The sequence below is a fragment of the Xanthomonas sp. MUS 060 genome, assembly GCF_000963215.1.
GTDB lineage: Bacteria > Pseudomonadota > Gammaproteobacteria > Xanthomonadales > Xanthomonadaceae > Xanthomonas_A.
Genome location: NZ_JZIM01000029.1, coordinates 1 through 16,859, shown reverse-complemented (window position 1 = coordinate 16,859; position 16,859 = coordinate 1). Strand labels below are relative to the sequence as shown.

Annotated in this window: 11 protein-coding genes, 4 tRNA genes and 2 pseudogenes; 4 read left to right on the top strand and 13 right to left on the bottom strand. The window is 63.3% G+C overall.

The window, feature by feature from the left end; translation table 11 throughout:
• Positions 1-24 precede the first annotated feature (24 nt).
• From tuf to XANALMUS060_RS15495, 13 genes and pseudogenes are all read right to left on the bottom strand, one after another.
• Positions 25-1,308, bottom strand: a pseudogene (gene tuf / locus XANALMUS060_RS15555) (elongation factor Tu).
• A 45-nt stretch (positions 1,309-1,353) separates the two neighbouring features.
• Positions 1,354-1,429: transfer RNA gene (locus XANALMUS060_RS15550), tRNA-Thr, on the bottom strand.
• Positions 1,430-1,459: 30 nt separating this feature from the next.
• Positions 1,460-1,533 (bottom strand) — tRNA-Gly (locus XANALMUS060_RS15545).
• Between the two features lie 32 nt (positions 1,534-1,565).
• Positions 1,566-1,651 (bottom strand) — tRNA-Tyr (locus XANALMUS060_RS15540).
• A gap of 169 nt (positions 1,652-1,820) precedes the next feature.
• On the bottom strand, positions 1,821-2,912 hold the full coding sequence (gene ychF, locus XANALMUS060_RS15535) for a redox-regulated ATPase YchF (RefSeq protein WP_045739205.1): 1,092 nt from the start codon (positions 2,910-2,912) through the stop codon (positions 1,821-1,823).
• Between the two features lie 74 nt (positions 2,913-2,986).
• A complete protein-coding gene (gene pth / locus XANALMUS060_RS15530) occupies positions 2,987-3,571 on the bottom strand; it encodes an aminoacyl-tRNA hydrolase (protein WP_045739208.1) in 585 nt (194 codons plus the stop codon).
• Positions 3,572-3,628: 57 nt separating this feature from the next.
• A complete protein-coding gene (locus XANALMUS060_RS15525) occupies positions 3,629-4,273 on the bottom strand; it encodes a 50S ribosomal protein L25/general stress protein Ctc (RefSeq protein WP_045739204.1) in 645 nt (214 codons plus the stop codon).
• A gap of 110 nt (positions 4,274-4,383) precedes the next feature.
• Entirely contained in the window at positions 4,384-5,343 is a 960-nt protein-coding gene (locus XANALMUS060_RS15520; protein WP_045726885.1) for a ribose-phosphate diphosphokinase, read from the bottom strand.
• Between the two features lie 139 nt (positions 5,344-5,482).
• Positions 5,483-5,559, bottom strand: a tRNA-Gln gene (locus tag XANALMUS060_RS15515).
• Between the two features lie 12 nt (positions 5,560-5,571).
• A complete protein-coding gene (ispE, locus tag XANALMUS060_RS15510; protein WP_045739203.1) occupies positions 5,572-6,435 on the bottom strand; it encodes a 4-(cytidine 5'-diphospho)-2-C-methyl-D-erythritol kinase in 864 nt (287 codons plus the stop codon).
• Complete coding sequence (gene lolB / locus XANALMUS060_RS15505) at positions 6,432-7,082, bottom strand: lipoprotein insertase outer membrane protein LolB (protein WP_045739202.1); 651 nt, start codon at positions 7,080-7,082, stop codon at positions 6,432-6,434. The genes ispE and lolB overlap by 4 nt, the downstream gene beginning before the upstream one ends.
• Positions 7,079-7,888: pseudogene (locus tag XANALMUS060_RS15500) on the bottom strand (tetratricopeptide repeat protein); the annotation flags it as partial. The gene lolB and the pseudogene XANALMUS060_RS15500, both read right to left, overlap by 4 nt.
• An 80-nt stretch (positions 7,889-7,968) precedes the next feature.
• Positions 7,969-9,684: a tetratricopeptide repeat protein gene (locus XANALMUS060_RS15495; protein WP_045739201.1), complete on the bottom strand. Its 1,716-nt coding sequence runs from the start codon at positions 9,682-9,684 to the stop codon at positions 7,969-7,971.
• A gap of 66 nt (positions 9,685-9,750) precedes the next feature.
• On the opposite strand from XANALMUS060_RS15495, the gene hemA reads away from it, so the two are divergent.
• From hemA to XANALMUS060_RS18960, 4 genes are all read left to right on the top strand, one after another.
• On the top strand, positions 9,751-11,034 hold the full coding sequence (gene hemA, locus XANALMUS060_RS15490; protein WP_045739200.1) for a glutamyl-tRNA reductase: 1,284 nt from the start codon (positions 9,751-9,753) through the stop codon (positions 11,032-11,034).
• Positions 11,012-12,097, top strand: coding sequence for a peptide chain release factor 1 (gene prfA / locus XANALMUS060_RS15485; protein ID WP_045726880.1), 1,086 nt, complete (start codon positions 11,012-11,014; stop codon positions 12,095-12,097). Before hemA ends, prfA begins: the two co-directional genes overlap by 23 nt.
• A 22-nt stretch (positions 12,098-12,119) precedes the next feature.
• Positions 12,120-13,829, top strand: a complete 1,710-nt coding sequence (locus tag XANALMUS060_RS15480) for a glycosyltransferase family 41 protein (RefSeq protein WP_045739199.1) — start codon at positions 12,120-12,122, stop codon at positions 13,827-13,829.
• 834 nt (positions 13,830-14,663) lie between these two features.
• The coding region (locus tag XANALMUS060_RS18960; protein WP_152640536.1) for a glycoside hydrolase family 6 protein at positions 14,664-16,859 on the top strand (2,196 nt) is incomplete at its 3' end.

Sequence of the window (16,859 nt, the reverse complement as noted above, 5' to 3'; positions counted from 1 at the left end):
GGCAGCCCAGGCTACCAGAGTGCATTACTTGATGATCTTGGCCACCACGCCGGCGCCGACGGTCCGGCCACCTTCGCGGATCGCAAAACGCAGACCTTCGTCCATCGCCACCGGGTTGATCAACGCCACCACCATCTTGACGTTGTCGCCCGGCATCACCATCTCCACGCCCTCCGGCAGCTTGCACTCGCCGGTGATATCGGTCGTGCGGAAATAGAACTGCGGACGATAGCCCGGGAAGAACGGCTTGTGACGACCACCCTCGTCCTTCGACAACACGTACACCTCGGCCTCGAACTCGGTGTGCGGCTTGATCGAACCCGGCTTGCACAGCACCTGGCCGCGCTCCACGTCGTCACGCTTGGTGCCGCGCAGCAGCAGACCCGCGTTATCGCCCGCCTGACCCTGGTCCAGCAGCTTGCGGAACATTTCCACGCCCGTCACCGTGGTCTTCTGCGTCGCACGGATGCCGACGATTTCGATTTCGTCGCCCACCTTGATGATGCCGCGCTCGATACGACCGGTCACCACCGTGCCGCGACCGGAAATCGAGAACACGTCTTCCACCGGCATCAGGAACGGCTTGTCCACGTCGCGCTGCGGCTCCGGGATGAACGTGTCCAGCGCCTCCACCAGCTTCAGGATCGCCGGCACGCCGATCTCGCTCTGATCACCCTCCAGCGCCAGACGCGCCGAACCATGGATGATCGGGGTAGGTGTCGTCGCCCGGGAAGTCGTACTTGCTCAGCAGCTCGCGCACTTCCATCTCGACCAGCTCAAGCAGCTCGGCGTCGTCGACCATATCGGCCTTGTTCAAGAACACCACGATGTGCGGCACGCCGACCTGACGCGACAGCAGGATGTGCTCGCGCGTCTGCGGCATCGGGCCGTCGGCGGCCGAGCACACCAGAATCGCGCCGTCCATCTGCGCCGCACCGGTGATCATGTTCTTCACGTAGTCCGCGTGCCCCGGGCAATCCACGTGCGCGAGCACACCAGAATCGCGCCGTCCATCTGCGCCGCACCGGTGATCATGTTCTTCACGTAGTCCGCGTGCCCCGGGCAATCCACGTGCGCGTAATGACGCGACGGGGATTCGTATTCCACGTGGGCCGTCGAGATCGTGATACCGCGCGCCTTCTCTTCCGGCGCCGCGTCGATCGCGTCGTAGGCCTTGAATTCGCCGCCGAAGCGCTCCGCGCCGACCTTGGTCAGTGCGGCCGTCAGCGTGGTCTTGCCGTGGTCGACGTGACCGATGGTGCCGACGTTGACGTGCGGCTTGGTGCGCTCGAACTTACCCTTGGCCATGGCTGCTTCTTCTCGATGATCTTAGAAAGATTTGACGACTGAATATGGTGCTCACGAAAGGAATCGAACCTTCGACCTCCTCCTTACCAAGGAGGTGCTCTACCGACTGAGCTACGTGAGCGTTGCTTTATTGTGACACACGCGCGTTCAATGGAGCGGGAGACGGGAATCGAACCCGCACCATCAGCTTGGAAGGCTGAGGTTCTACCGTTGAACTACTCCCGCTACGGGATGACACACTGCCACAACAAAATTACTGGTGGAGGGAGGTGGATTCGAACCACCGAAGGCGTAAGCCAGCAGATTTACAGTCTGCCCCCGTTGGCCGCTTGGGTATCCCTCCAACTACCCACCCCAACCCGGTCGCGAAACCGAATCAAAGAGGGGTGAAACAGCCCGCTATTCTTCCCTGACACCATTGCCTTGTCAACAGCCTTTTGACGCGGGCAGGCATGGCAGCGCAATTGTCCATGTGCGCTTGCGCAAAGCACGCGCAACAGCTTCGGATCGGATCAGACATTGAAACGGAAATGCAGGATATCGCCTTCCTGCACGCGGTACTCCTTGCCTTCCAGGCGCAAACGTCCGGCCTCCCGCGCGCCGCTCTCACCCTTGTACTTGATGAAATCGTCGTAGGCGATGGTCTCGGCACGGATGAAGCCTTTCTCGAAATCGGTATGGATCACCGCCGCCGCCTGGGGCGCGGTCGCTCCCACTTTCACCGTCCATGCCCGCACTTCCTTCACCCCGGCGGTGAAATACGTCTGCAGCCCCAGCAGCGCATAGGCGGCGCGAATCACCCGGTTCAAACCCGGCTCCTGCAAGCCCAGATCGACCAGAAACGCGTCGCGATCGGCATCGTCCAGTTGCGACAACTCTTCCTCGATCGCCGCCGACACCGGCACAACCTCGGCGCCCTCGGCAGCGGCGCGCGCACGCACAGCCTCCAGGTGCGGATTGTTCTCGAAGCCATCCTCCAACACGTTGGCGATGTACATCACCGGCTTGAGGGTGAGCAGAAACAAATCGCGCACCAACGCTTTTTCCTCTTCATCCAGCCCCGCGCTACGCCCAGGCTTGCCGTCGGCCAGCGCAGCTTGCAGCTTGGCGAGCACCGGCTTGCGCGCGGCAGCATCCTTGTCGCCGCCCTTGGCCGCGCGCTCGGCACGGTTTAGCGCTTTTTCCACGCTCTCCAAATCGGCCAGGGCCAATTCGATATCGATCGTCTCGATATCGGAAACCGGATCGACCCTGTTATTGACGTGGATGATGTCGCTATGCTCGAAACAGCGCACCACGTGGGTGATCGCATCGACTTCGCGGATGTGCGCAAGGAACTTGTTGCCCAATCCCTCACCACTGGCGGCACCGGCAACCAAGCCAGCGATATCGACGAATTCGACCGCGGTGGGGACGACCTTCTGCGGATTGATGATCGCCGCCAGCGCACCAAGCCGCGGATCTGGCACCGGCACAACGCCGACGTTGGGCTCGATGGTGCAGAACGGGAAATTGGCCGCAGCGATGCCCGCCTTGGTCAATGCATTGAACAGAGTCGACTTGCCAACATTGGGCAACCCGACGATGCCGCACTTAATGCCCATGATTTACTTCCAGGATTTGGGATTCGGGATTGGAGATGCGCCCCGCATCACGGAGGCGAATCCCCAATCCCCAATCACGAATCCCTGCTCGTATGCAGCCGTTTCATCGCTTCGTTGAAATCGCCCTGCACCGCCAACGGCAGCACCGCGAGAGCGTCGTCGATGGCGCGGTCGATCAGTATTTGCTCACCCTGGCTTGCACGGCTTAATACCCACGGCACGACCTTGTCCTTGTGCCCCGGATGCCCGATTCCAATACGCAAGCGATGGAAGCCGGCATGCCCAAGCAAGCGAATGGTGTCGCGCAAGCCATTCTGTCCACCGTGGCCGCCATCGAACTTGAGCCGCGCTGTGCCCGGCGCCAGATCGAGCTCGTCGTGCGCCAGCAGCGCCTGCGCAGGCTCGATCTTCCAATACCGCAGCGCCGCCGTCACCGACTTGCCGCTGAGATTCATATAGGTGGCCGGCTTCAGCAGCCACACGGACTGGCCCGCGACATCCACCTTGGCAGTCTCACCAAACAACTTGGTCTCCACACTCCAGCGCGCACCGGCCTGTTGCGCCAGATGATCGACAAAACGAAACCCGGCGTTGTGCCGGGTATTGGCGTGCTCGGCCCCGGGATTGCCCAGACCGACGATCAGACGCAGACCAGTCATGCCGCAGCGCATCGTCGCGGCGCCCGAACCACAATGGCCCAGGCGCCACGCAGACGATTACTTGCCGTCCTTCTTCGCCGGCTCGGCCGCAGCCGCATCGGTTGCCTCGGGCTCTTCCTCGACCCGACCATGCTTGGCGATGACCACCGCCACGTCGTGCTCCTTGCCCAACTTCAGCTGCGGCAACTCGACACCGGCCGGCAGCTTCAGATCGGACAAGTGAATCACATCGCCGACCGACAGCTTGGACAAGTCGACTTCGACGAACTCCGGCAGATCCTTCGGCAAGCACACGACCTGGATTTCGTTCAATTCGTGAGTGACGACCACTTCGGCCGACTTGCCGGCCGGCGACACATCCTCGTGGAGGAAGTGCAGCGGCACCGCAGCGTGCAGCGCCTCGTTGTCGTTCACGCGCTGGAAGTCGATGTGCATGATCAACTGCTTGTACGGATGACGCTGCATATCGCGCAGCAACACCTTCTGCGTGTCGCCGTTCAAGCTCAGGCTGAGGATGGACGAATAGAACCAGTCGTTCTGGCTAGCCAGCCAGACTTCGTTGTGATTGAGCTGGATGTTGACCGGCTTCAGGTCGCCACCGTAGACGATGGCCGGGATCAGGCCGTCGCGACGGAGGCGGCGGCTCGCACCCTTACCCTCGACTTCGCGGCGCTGAACCTTGATTTCATGCGTGGTTGCCATTTTGCGCTTACTACCTTAGTTGAATGAACCGCCTCGCGACGGTTTGAAAGACTCTCCCGCGACCAGAAGAGCCGGAACGTAAGCCGGGACGGGCAACGCCCGCCCGACCCTCAATCGACGTACAACGAACTGACCGACTCGCCGAAGGCGATACGGCGAATGGTTTCGGCGAGCAACTCGGCAACGCTGAGCTGGCGAATCTTGCCGCAGGCGCGCGCCGCTTCCGAGAGCGGAATGGTATCGGTGACGACCAGTTCGTCCAGTTGCGAATTGCTGATATTGCTCACCGCCGGGCCGGACAACACCGGATGGGTGCAATACGCAGCCACCTTCAACGCGCCCTGGGCCTTCAAAGCGGCCGCCGCGGCGCACAGGGTGCCAGCGGTGTCGACGATATCGTCGACCAGCACGCACGTCTTGCCTTCGACATCCCCGATGATGTTCATCACCGTCGCCACGTTGGCACGCGGACGGCGCTTGTCGATGATCGCCAGATCGGCATCGTCCAGACGTTTGGCCACGGCGCGCGCGCGCACCACGCCGCCGACGTCGGGCGAGACCACGATCAGGTTGTCGGTCCCGTAGGCACGCCAGATATCGGCCAGCAACAGCGGCGAGGCATACACGTTATCGACCGGGATATCGAAGAAACCCTGAATCTGATCGGCATGCAGATCGACGGTAAGCACACGATCAGCGTTGACCGCGCTGAACATCTTGGCGGCAACCTTGGCGGTGATCGGCACGCGCGAAGAACGCATGCGCCGATCCTGTCGCGAATAACCGAAGTACGGCACCACCGCAGTCACACTGGCGGCACTTGCGCGCTTGAGCGCGTCGATCAGTACCAACAACTCCATCAGGTTCTCAGCGCTCGGCGCGCAGGTCGGCTGCACCACGAACACTTCCTGCCGACGCACGTTCTCCTCGATTTCCACCTGCACTTCGCCGTCGGAGAAACGCGACACCATCGCCTTGCCCGCACGCACGCCCAACTCGCGACAGATGCTCTTGGCCAAAGGTTTGTTGGCATTACCGCAGAACACCAGCAGGTTACGTTGGTCTTGCATGAAGAAATCACTCAGGTGGCGGCAAAGAGCGTGTGGCGAAGATAGCGATGTGAAACCGGAGAAACCAAGGCAAAGCGGCGCTTCACCTGTTGCATCCACGCACACGAATGTGCGGAATCTTGCGAGAGACTCGCATCAATGGCAGGGGCGGTAGGATTCGAACCTACGAATGCCAGGATCAAAACCTGGTGCCTTGGGCCTCTTGGCGACGCCCCTGCGTAAAACTTGTCAAACCTCCAGCGCGTCGAGCAGCGGCGAGCGGGCCACGCCGCCTGCCACCCAGGCGCGCATCCCATTCGGCAAGTCCGCCAGCGCGCGCTGTGCGGCGGCGCGATCGGCAAACTCGACGAAACAACCGCTCCCCGATCCGGTCAAGCGCGGCGTTCCGATCCTTGCAAGCGCCTGGAACGCCGCATGGACAGCGGGTTCGCGGCGAAGCAGGACCGGCTCGAACGCATTCCCGAGCAGGAAACCTGAAACGAAGTCGCCTATTTTCGCGGGCGCAGCATCCCGCGTCAAATCTTCAGACTGGAACAAGGTCGCAGTGGGCACATGAACGCCCGGATCGACCACGACGTACCAGGCCGGAGGCAACACGATCGGGGTCAAACGCTCGCCAATACCCTCGGCCCAGGCGTCGTGGCCGCGCACGAACACCGGCACGTCAGCGCCCAGCGACAGCCCCAACCTGGCCAGCGCGTCTTCATCCAGACCGGCGCCCCACAGCGTGTTGAGCACAAGCAGCACGGTGGCCGCATCCGAGGATCCACCGCCGAACCCCCCCCCGGCAGGAATCCGCTTTTCGACGCGGATATCCACCCCTTTGGCGATATTGGCTTCTTTTTGCAGTAAAACGGCCGCGCGCACCAGGAGGTCGTCGGCCTCGGCAACCCCGGCCACGGAAGGCCCGATGCGCGCCACCACGCCGTCGGCGCGCGGCCGCACAGACACCGTGTCACCCCAATCGAGCAGGCGGAACACGGTCTGCAATTGGTGATAACCGTCAGCGCGGCGGCCCGTGATCTGCAGGAACAGGTTCAGCTTCGCCGGGGCCGGCCAATGCGACCAGCCCCCGTCCGAGGCATGGATCATGACGCCGGAATGTCCCATTGATCGACCAGCAGCCGCACCTTGGCATCGCCACTGCGCGCCTCGATCCGCCGTGGCAGCGACGGCCGCCCAGCAACAGGCGGATACCACTCCTGAAACTCGATGTCCCAGCCCATCTGCCGCAGCAGATGGGGACGCCCCTGCGCATCGTCGTCGAGCCGCTCGGGCGCCCGTGCATCGCGCGCCACCAGGCCGCGCACCCAATCCGGCAGCAAATTGACCGGAATCTCCCAACCCGTCGCCGCCAGCAACACCTGCTGCGCATCCTCACCGGCACGCGGCCCACCCTCCAGACCGTCCAGACGTCCAGCCCCGGACTGGCTATCGCCGCGCAAGCGCCAGCTCTGCCGGGTCACCGGGGCGCTGAGCTGCACGTCGTAGCCGCGCCCGTGCTGGGCCCAGTCGATACGTCCACTGCCACCGTTATGCCCGTTGCTGACCGCGACGCGGCCCTGGAAGGACCAGTTCGGCTGTGCCTGCAACCATTGCGCACGCGCCTTTTCCACCTGCCGCGCAGCCGCATCGGGCGCGCCGACGGCCGGCGTCGGCGGGCGCGACTGCACCCCCGCACAACCAGCCAACGCAAGGGCCGCCAGCCCCCCCCATCCGGCGCGCAACAGCGCCTTCATGGCACTGCCTTTTCCATGGCCCGCTGCAAGGCGCGATTGTTCGGATCCAACTTGCGCGCTGCTTCGAAATACGTCTTGGCCTCCTCGCGCTTCCCCTGCTCCCACAGCAGCTGACCAATGTGCGCGGCGATCTCCGGATCCTTCAGCAGACCCCAGGCGCGGCGCAGTTGCACGAGTGCTTCCTGGGTCTTGCCGAGCCGGTACAACACCCAGCCGTAGCTATCGATGATCGCCGCGTTCTCCGGATCGGCGGTACGCGCGCGATCGATCAACTCCAGCGCTTCGCGGTAACGCTTGGTGCGATCGGCCAGGGTGTAGCCGAGCGCGTTCAGCGCCGCCACGTTGTCCGGCTCGGTGACCAGGATCTTGCGCAAGTCGGCCTCGGCGCGATCGATACGGTCGCGGCGCTCCCAGGCAAGTCCACGCGCGTACAACAGCGCATTGTCGTCCGGATAGGCGGCCAGGCCGCGTTCGAACACTTGCAGTTCGCCCGTATCGTCGCCGCTGCGCTGGCGCAATTCCGCCTCCAACACGTAGGCGTCGCGGCGCGCGGCATCATCGGCATCGGCATCGTCCTGCAGCGCGCGCGCCTCGGCGAAGGCGGCGTCCTTCTGCCCCAAACCATACAGTGCGTCGGCCATGCGCAAACGCGCTTCGCTACGCAAGGGGCCGCTCGACACGCCACGGTACCAGTCCACCGCTTCCTGGTTGCGCTTGAGGAATTCGGCGATCTTGCCGAGCAACAACCGCCGCTCCGGATCGGGCCGGTTCGTTCCCTTGCGCAACTCGTCGTACAGCGCAGTCAGCGGCGGGCGCGACTGCACCCCCGCACAACCAGCCAACGCAAGGGCCGCCAGCCCCCCCCATCCGGCGCGCAACAGCGCCTTCATGGCACTGCCTTTTCCATGGCCCGCTGCAAGGCGCGATTGTTCGGATCCAACTTGCGCGCTGCTTCGAAATACGTCTTGGCCTCCTCGCGCTTCCCCTGCTCCCACAGCAGCTGACCAATGTGCGCGGCGATCTCCGGATCCTTCAGCAGACCCCAGGCGCGGCGCAGTTGCACGAGTGCTTCCTGGGTCTTGCCGAGCCGGTACAACACCCAGCCGTAGCTATCGATGATCGCCGCGTTCTCCGGATCGGCGGTACGCGCGCGATCGATCAACTCCAGCGCTTCGCGGTAACGCTTGGTGCGATCGGCCAGGGTGTAGCCGAGCGCGTTCAGCGCCGCCACGTTGTCCGGCTCGGTGACCAGGATCTTGCGCAAGTCGGCCTCGGCGCGATCGATACGGTCGCGGCGCTCCCAGGCAAGTCCACGCGCGTACAACAGCGCATTGTCGTCCGGATAGGCGGCCAGGCCGCGTTCGAACACTTGCAGTTCGCCCGTATCGTCGCCGCTGCGCTGGCGCAATTCCGCCTCCAACACGTAGGCGTCGCGGCGCGCGGCATCATCGGCATCGGCATCGTCCTGCAGCGCGCGCGCCTCGGCGAAGGCGGCGTCCTTCTGCCCCAAACCATACAGTGCGTCGGCCATGCGCAAACGCGCTTCGCTACGCAAGGGGCCGCTCGACACGCCACGGTACCAGTCCACCGCTTCCTGGTTGCGCTTGAGGAATTCGGCGATCTTGCCGAGCAACAACCGCCGCTCCGGATCGGGCCGGTTCGTTCCCTTGCGCAACTCGTCGTACAGCGCAGTCAGCGCCGCGTTGTCCTGCAACTTGGCCAGCATCGAGGCGCGCAAGGCCGCGTTGTCCTGCAACTTGGCCAGCATCGAGGCGCGCAAGCCGTAGTTCTCCGTGCTCTGCGGCCCTAGCGCCAGCACCCGTGCCGCGCTGGCGGTATCGCCGATCGCATCATAGGCATACGCCAGCGCGGCGCGCAGTTCCGAATCCGCCGCCACCTTCGGCTCCACGCCCTGCAACAGCGCGTGGGCTTGTTCGCTCTTGCCCTCCTGCTGCAACTGGGTGGCATGCAACAGCGCCACTCGCGGCTCGGACGGGAAGCGTTTGACCAACTGCTCGACGATGCGCTCGGCCAGCTTGGGTTGTTCGAGTCGCAGCGCCAATCGCCCGAACTCCTGCCAGGCTTCGAGCTGATTCGGGATAGCGTTCGCATCAAGCAACTGGTCCAGTGCTTTCGCCGCCACCTCCGGATCACGGTTGCCGCTGACCAGCGCCATCAAGGCGAAGCGCCAACCACGCGGATCCTTATCGCGCAACAGCGCCACCAGCAGACCCCGCGCCTGATGCAAATTGCCGCCGCGCAACGCCAGCGCGGCCTCGGCACTACGCATCGCCAACGAAGCCGGCGCGCGCTGCCGCCACAACGCCAGCGCCTGCGCCGCCGCCTTGCCGTCGTTGGACAGCATCGCGATGCGGGTGGCGCGCTCGGCCAGGCCGATATCGCCGGGACTGTCGTTGGCCGCCTGCAGATACCAGCGCGTGGCGTCGGCCAATTGCCCGGCCTGTAGCGCGAACTCGCCCGCCAGCACCGGGGTCAGCACGCCCTGGTCCGGGCGCGCGGGCTTGGCGTCAACCGGCGTCGCCACAGCGGCGGCGATGAGGGGCAGCAGCAGAAAGGTACGGATGCGAATCAATGCGGGCATCGGAAGCGGCCGGGCCGTAAAATGGGGCCCTGAATAGCCAGCAGCTTATCGCAAGCGACTGAACAGATGACGTTGTGGGTGCTCGGATTGAACCATCAGACCGCGCCGGTCGACCTGCGCGAACGGGTGGCATTCGCTGGCGATGCACTCCCGCATGCGCTGCAATCGCTGCGCGCGCTGCCCGAGGTGACCGAAGCGGCGCTGCTGTCCACCTGCAACCGCACCGAGCTGTACGCGATCGCCGACGATGCGCAGCAGTTGGCCGATTGGCTGGATTCGCACGCCGCCGGCCTGCATGGGCATCTCTATCGGCACCAGGACGCCGACGCGGTGCGGCATCTGTTCCGCGTCGCCACCGGGCTGGATTCCATGGTCCTGGGCGAACCGCAGATCCTGGGCCAGGTCAAGGAGGCCTGGGCGCTGGCGCGCGAACACCGGGCGATGGGCAACCGTCTGGATCGATTGTTCCAGCAGACCTTCGCGGTCGCCAAGCGCGCGCGCACCGATACGCGGGTCGGCGCCAATCCGGTCTCGGTGGCCTCGACCGCGGTGCGCCTGGCACAAGACGCCTTCGCCCGGCTCAACGAATCGACCGTGCTGCTGGTCGGCGCAGGCGAAACCATCGAACTGGCCGCCAAGCATCTCAGCGAAAGCCGCGTACAACGCCTGCTGATCGCCAACCGCACGCTTGCCCACGCCCAGGAGCTGGCCAGCCGCCATCGTGGCGTGGCACTACCCCTGAGCGAACTGGAACGGCATCTGCACGAGGCCGACGTGGTGTTCTCGGCTACCGCCGCGCCCGCGCCGGTGATCAAGCGGGCGCAGGTCGAGCAGGCGCTGCGCGTGCGCAAGCACAAACCGATGCTGTTGTTCGACCTGGCGGTCCCCCGGGATATCGCCACCGACGTGGCCGAGCTGGCCGACGCCTATCTATATACCGTGGACGATCTGGAACGCGCAGTCGAGGACAACCGGCGCAGCCGGCGCGAAGCGGCCCAGGCCGCCGAGGCGATCATCGACCTGCAGGTCGTGCGCTACATGGAGACGCTGCAGGCCAGCACCCGTCAAGCGCCACTCAAGCGCCTGCGCGCGCATGGCGACAGCACCCGCGACGACGTCCTGGCCAAAGCACGGCAACAACTGGCGCACGGCAAACCGGCCGAGGAGGTCCTGGACTTCCTCGCCAACACCCTGACCAACCGGCTGCTGCACCCGCCCACTGCGGCGCTGCGCGCAGCGGCATTACGCGGCGACAGCGAACTGGCAAACGCCGCCGAGCGCCTGTTCCCGGAAAAACCGGGCTACTTCCACCCGATACTGAAACCCGATGACACCGACCCTGCGCCGTAAGCTGGAGGCGCTGGCCGAGCGTCGCGAAGAACTCGAACGCCTGCTCTCCGACCCCGAGGTGGTCAGCGATAACCAACGCTTCCGCGACTACTCGCGCGAATTCGCGCAACTGCAGCCGGTCGCCACGGCGCTGGCCGAGGAAGCGGCAGCCAAGGCCGACCTGGCCTCCGCCGAAGCGATGCGCGCCGATCCGGAACTGCGCGAACTGGCAGAGGAAGAAATCGCCGCCGCGCAGGCGCATCTGGCCGAGCTGGATGCGCAACTGGCGCTGCTGCTGGTCCCGCGCGATCCACGCGACGACGGTAACCTATTCCTGGAAGTGCGCGCCGGCACCGGCGGCGACGAAGCCGCGATCTTCGCCGGCGACCTGTTCCGCATGTACGCGCGCTACGCCGAGCGCCAGGGATGGAAAGTGGAAGTGGAATCGGACAACCCCGGCGAACACGGCGGCTACAAGGAAATCGTCGCGCGCATCGTCGGTCGCGGCGCTTACTCCAAATTGAAGTTCGAATCCGGCACCCACCGCGTGCAACGCGTGCCGGCCACCGAATCGCAAGGACGCATCCACACCTCGGCGGCAACGGTGGCGATCATTCCCGAAGCCGACGACGTGGAAGAGATCGCAATCAATCCAGCCGATCTGAAAATCGACACCTTCCGTTCCTCCGGCGCGGGCGGCCAGCACGTCAACAAGACCGAATCGGCGATTCGCATCACCCACGTCCCCAGTGGCGTGGTGGTGGAGTGCCAGACCGAACGTAGCCAGCACGCCAACCGCGACAAGGCAATGAAACGACTCAAGGCGCAGTTGCTCGATGCCGAACGCAACAAGCAGGCCGCGGCCGAAGCACAGGACCGCAAGCTGCAGGTCGGCAGTGGCGACCGCAGCCAACGCATCCGCACCTACAACTTTCCGCAGGGCCGCATCACCGACCATCGTGTCGAGGGCCTGACGCTATACGACCTGCCGGATGTGATCGAAGGCGATCTCGACGCGCTGATCGAACGCCTGAGCCACGAGCACCAGGTCGACGCACTGGCGCGGCTGAGCAACAGCGCGTGAGTCGCCTGGCAACAAAACGCATATGAGCGGCGACGACGCCGACGAACTGCGCCACCTGCGCGAGACAGTACGACGCGACCCACAGGATTTCCTCGCCTGGGTGATGCTGGCCGATGCCGAACTCGGCGCTGGCGCCATCGCCGCTGGCGAACATGCCGCGCTGCGCGCGCTGCAACTGCGTCCAGGCCATCCCGAAGCGCTGGCGCGGCTGGGCCGGGTGCGATGGACCCAGGGCCGCCATGCCGACGCCGCGCACAGCTTGCGCCAAGCATTGCAGCAAGCTCCGCAACATCCCGGCATCGCCTTATGGCTGGGCCACGCCCTGGAGGACAACGGCGAAGCGGAAGCCGCCGCAGATGCCTACGCGCATGCATATGCCCTGCTGCCGCAGGAGCCGTCGATTGTCGCGCACCTGCTCAACTGGCGACGCAAACTGTGCGACTGGCGCGATCTCGACGCGCTGTCGCAGCACGTCCGTACCGCGGTGCGCCGTGGACATCCAGCGATCGAACCGTTCGCCTTCCTCAACGAGGACGCTTCCCCGGCCGAGCAACTGCGCTGCGCGCGCAACCGTGCCGAGGCGCTGGCAGCCACACTGACCCCACTGCCGGCAACCACGGTCCGCCAGCACGGCCCGCTACGGATCGGCTTTCTGTCCAACGGGTTCGGTGCCCATCCCACCGGCTTGCTGACCGTCGCCCTGTTCGAACACCTGCGTGCGCATGCGGACCTGCAGGTACACCTGTTCGCACTGAACGGTGACGACCGCAGTGCGATCCACGCCCGCCTGCAAGCGGCGGCGCACACCTGGCACAGCGTGACCGCGCAAGCGCATCGCACCATCGCCCAACGCATCCGCGAGGCCGGCATCGACATGCTGCTGGATCTGCGTGGCTGGGGCGGCGGCGGCGCACCCGAGGTGCTGGCGCTGCGTCCAGCCCCCGTGCAGATCAACTGGCTCGCCTACCCTGGCACATCTGGCGCGCCATGGATGGACTATGTCATCGGCGATGGCTACGCCCTTCCACCGACTCTCACCGCACATTACAGCGAGCGGGTGCTGCGTCTACCGCGTGCATTCCAGCCCTCCGACACCACCCGCCACGTCGGCATCCCACCAACGCGGCACGACTGCGGCCTGCCCGAAACCGGCACCGTGTTTTGCTGCTTCAACAACAGCTACAAATTGAGTCCACGCAGCATGGCGCGAATGCTGGCGGTGCTGCACCAAGTGCCAGACAGCGTCCTCTGGCTGCTGTCCGGTCCCGGCCAAGCGGATGCGCGGCTGCGCCAAGCCGCCCATCAAGCCGACTTGGACCCGGCGCGCCTGCGCTTCATGCCGAAACTGGCGCACCCGGAGTATCTCTCCCGCTATCGGCATGCCGACCTGTTTTTAGATACGCATTCCTACAACGCGCACACCACCGCCTCCGATGCACTATGGGCTGGCTGCCCGGTCCTCACTTGCCCCGGCACCACGTTCGCCGCGCGCGTGGCCGGCAGCCTCAACCACCATCTGGGCATGGATGACATGAACGTAGGCGACGATGACGCCTTCATCGCCATGGCGGTACGCCTCGGATGCGACCGGAGTGCGCTGCACGCGCTGCAAGAACGGCTGCGACAACGCCGGGAAACGAGCGGCCTGTTCGACATGCAAGGCTTTGCCGCAGATTTCGCCGCGCTCCTGTGTGCGCTGGCACGTGAGCATGGGTGGCGCAACGCCACGTGACCTGCCGCACACTCGGCACGGCAGCAAGCCGGTCAAGACGACGCCCGAGACACCTTGCACTGCGCAAGCAATCCGCTGACATCCAGTTCGTCTCCACCCGATGATCGCTGACGCAAACGGCGGCTGCGCGGACCATGCTTTTTTCATTGCAGCGACGCCGCAGAGGTATTTTCACGCCCGGTCGTTTGCGCACTTACACGCGGGTAAGGGTTATTGACCCCGGATTCCGCGTGAAGATTTCATTAGAAAGTATATATTGGGCCACTCGTTCAGCGAGAGGCGTCACATTATTTTAGAGGAACGATAAGCACTTCATCAGTTTGTATTCAAGCCTAATTCATTTCTTGAGCACGCTCACAGAATGCTGTATCTCGAAATTGATCTTCTGCTCCCAACAAGCAAGGCATTAAGGCTCCGTGACATGTAGGTTCGCTTCTCTTGTTCACTTGCGGCATTAATGTCGCTCCCCAGAACCATATTGGTGGCACAAAGAGAAATCCATCTCGAAAATATTTTCGCAACAATACGTTCCTCTGGCAATTACCCACATCTGCGGTCTATCCACTTTTTCAAGAGCAAGCAGCACGAACAGCAGCAGATTGCTTGTGCATTTAGATAGTTTTTCCAGCAACGACTAAACACAATTCACCCCAATGACCAGAGCTGCTCGATTTATTTATCGGCGGCGCTTCGGGGACTGCTACGCCAAAATTTCATTTCACTACACACTAATCGCTAGGGGGCAATCCACAAAGTGATCGAAACGGCCAAAGCGCCACGACCATGCTTGCATAAATAAAAAACCTAATAAGACTTCAAAATAGAGAGACAACCATGAAAGCAACCACGTCGCCCCGCAAACGCTTCAAATATAAAGCAACTGCGTCATTACTGAGCGTATGCCTGCTCTCCAGCCTGGCCGCTCATGCTCAATCTCACGTCGACAATCCGTTTTTAGGCGCAACCAATTACTTGAATAAAGACTACGCCGCGAATGTCGACTCGTCGATTGCAAAGGTCAACGACCCCGCACTAGCCGCAAAAATGCAGACGGTCAAGTCCTATCCGACCTTCGTCTGGCTCGACTCGATCGGCGCGATCTATGGCGGCAATAAAAACGCTGGACTGCTTGGCCTGAGAGATCACCTGAATTCCGCCCTGGCGCAAAAAAAATCGGGAACTCCGATTACAATCGGGCTTGTGATTTATGACATGCCTGGACGCGATTGCCACGCACTGTCCTCTAACGGCGAACTCGCCTTGACTCAAGACGGACTGACTCGTTACAAAAGCGAATACATCGATGTAATCGCGGGCATCCTGGCAGATCCGAAATACCAAGATCTGCGTATCGTCAACATTGTCGAGCCGGACAGCTTACCGAACCTCGTCACCAACTTGGATACCCCGGCCTGCGGCCAAGCCTACTCCTCAGGCATCTACGAAGCGGCCATCAAATACGCCATCAACAAGCTCCATGCGATTCCGAATACATACAACTATGCCGATATCGCGCATAGCGGCTGGCTAGGCTGGGACAACAACCTCAGCAAAACCATCCCCCTGTATACACAAGTTTTTCAAGACACCACAGCAGGCATTGCCAGTCTCGATGGGTTTGCCACCAACACGGCGAACGCGACGCCAATCAGCGAGCCGAACCTGCCAGACTCCAATATGAATGTCGGTGGGCAGCCGATCAGATCGTCCAAGTTCTACCAATGGAACCCTATCTTCAACGAATCTGATTATGTGCAAAAGCTCTATAACAACTTCGTTTCCGCAGGCTGGCCAAGCAAGATTGGATTCATTATCGATACCAGCCGCAACGGCTGGGGCGGACCCAACCGCCCGACATCGGCCAGTGGCAGCGATATCAACACCTATGTTGACTCTGGCCGCGTAGACAAGCGGACTGCCCGTGGCAACTGGTGCAATGTAAGCGGAGCTGGCATCGGCATGCCTCCGACTGCGGCACCGACACAGCATGTGCATGCTTATGCGTTCATCAAAGAACCCGGCGTTTCGGACGGCTCCAGCAAATACATCCCGAACAATCAAGGCAAAGGCTTTGACAAGATGTGCGACCCTGGATACACAACACCGGATGGCGTGTTGACAGGTGCACTGCCCGATTCCCCGATTTCTGGCGCATGGTTCCACAATCAATTCGTCATGCTGGTCCAGAACGCCTATCCGGCGATCACCGGCTCCAGCGGCGGCGGCTCGACTGGCGGTGGTGGCTCGACCGGCGGTGGCGGCTCGACTGGCGGCGGCGGCTCGACCGGTGGTGGCGGCTCGACCGGCGGCGGCGGCTCGACCGGTGGTGGCGGCTCGACCGGTGGTGGCGGCTCGACCGGTGGTGGAAAGCTCTATAACAACTTCGTTTCCGCAGGCTGGCCAAGCAAGATTGGATTCATTATCGATACCAGCCGCAACGGCTGGGGCGGACCCAACCGCCCGACATCGGCCAGTGGCAGCGATATCAACACCTATGTTGACTCTGGCCGCGTAGACAAGCGGACTGCCCGTGGCAACTGGTGCAATGTAAGCGGAGCTGGCATCGGCATGCCTCCGACTGCGGCACCGACACAGCATGTGCATGCTTATGCGTTCATCAAAGAACCCGGCGTTTCGGACGGCTCCAGCAAATACATCCCGAACAATCAAGGCAAAGGCTTTGACAAGATGTGCGACCCTGGATACACAACACCGGATGGCGTGTTGACAGGTGCACTGCCCGATTCCCCGATTTCTGGCGCATGGTTCCACAATCAATTCGTCATGCTGGTCCAGAACGCCTATCCGGCGATCACCGGCTCCAGCGGCGGCGGCTCGACTGGCGGTGGTGGCTCGACCGGCGGTGGCGGCTCGACTGGCGGCGGCGGCTCGACCGGTGGTGGCGGCTCGACCGGCGGCGGCGGCTCGACCGGTGGTGGCGGCTCGACCGGTGGTGGCGGCTCGACCGGTGGTGGCGGCTCGACCGGCGGTGGCGGCTCGACTGGTGGTGGCGGCTCGACTGGTGGTGGC

Excerpts from the sequence above, each read along its gene's own strand:
- hemA (WP_045739200.1), top strand. The coding sequence starts at position 9,751 with ATGACGTTGTGGGTGCTCGGATTGAACCATCAGACCGCGCCGGTCGAC.
- prfA (WP_045726880.1), top strand. The coding sequence starts at position 11,012 with ATGACACCGACCCTGCGCCGTAAGCTGGAGGCGCTGGCCGAGCGTCGC.
- XANALMUS060_RS15495 (WP_045739201.1), bottom strand. The coding sequence starts at position 9,684 with ATGCCCGCATTGATTCGCATCCGTACCTTTCTGCTGCTGCCCCTCATC.
- ispE (WP_045739203.1), bottom strand. The coding sequence starts at position 6,435 with ATGATCCATGCCTCGGACGGGGGCTGGTCGCATTGGCCGGCCCCGGCG.
- XANALMUS060_RS15480 (WP_045739199.1), top strand. The coding sequence starts at position 12,120 with ATGAGCGGCGACGACGCCGACGAACTGCGCCACCTGCGCGAGACAGTA.
- ychF (WP_045739205.1), bottom strand. The coding sequence starts at position 2,912 with ATGGGCATTAAGTGCGGCATCGTCGGGTTGCCCAATGTTGGCAAGTCG.
- XANALMUS060_RS15520 (WP_045726885.1), bottom strand. The coding sequence starts at position 5,343 with ATGCAAGACCAACGTAACCTGCTGGTGTTCTGCGGTAATGCCAACAAA.
- pth (WP_045739208.1), bottom strand. The coding sequence starts at position 3,571 with ATGACTGGTCTGCGTCTGATCGTCGGTCTGGGCAATCCCGGGGCCGAG.
- XANALMUS060_RS15525 (WP_045739204.1), bottom strand. The coding sequence starts at position 4,273 with ATGGCAACCACGCATGAAATCAAGGTTCAGCGCCGCGAAGTCGAGGGT.
- lolB (WP_045739202.1), bottom strand. The coding sequence starts at position 7,082 with ATGAAGGCGCTGTTGCGCGCCGGATGGGGGGGGCTGGCGGCCCTTGCG.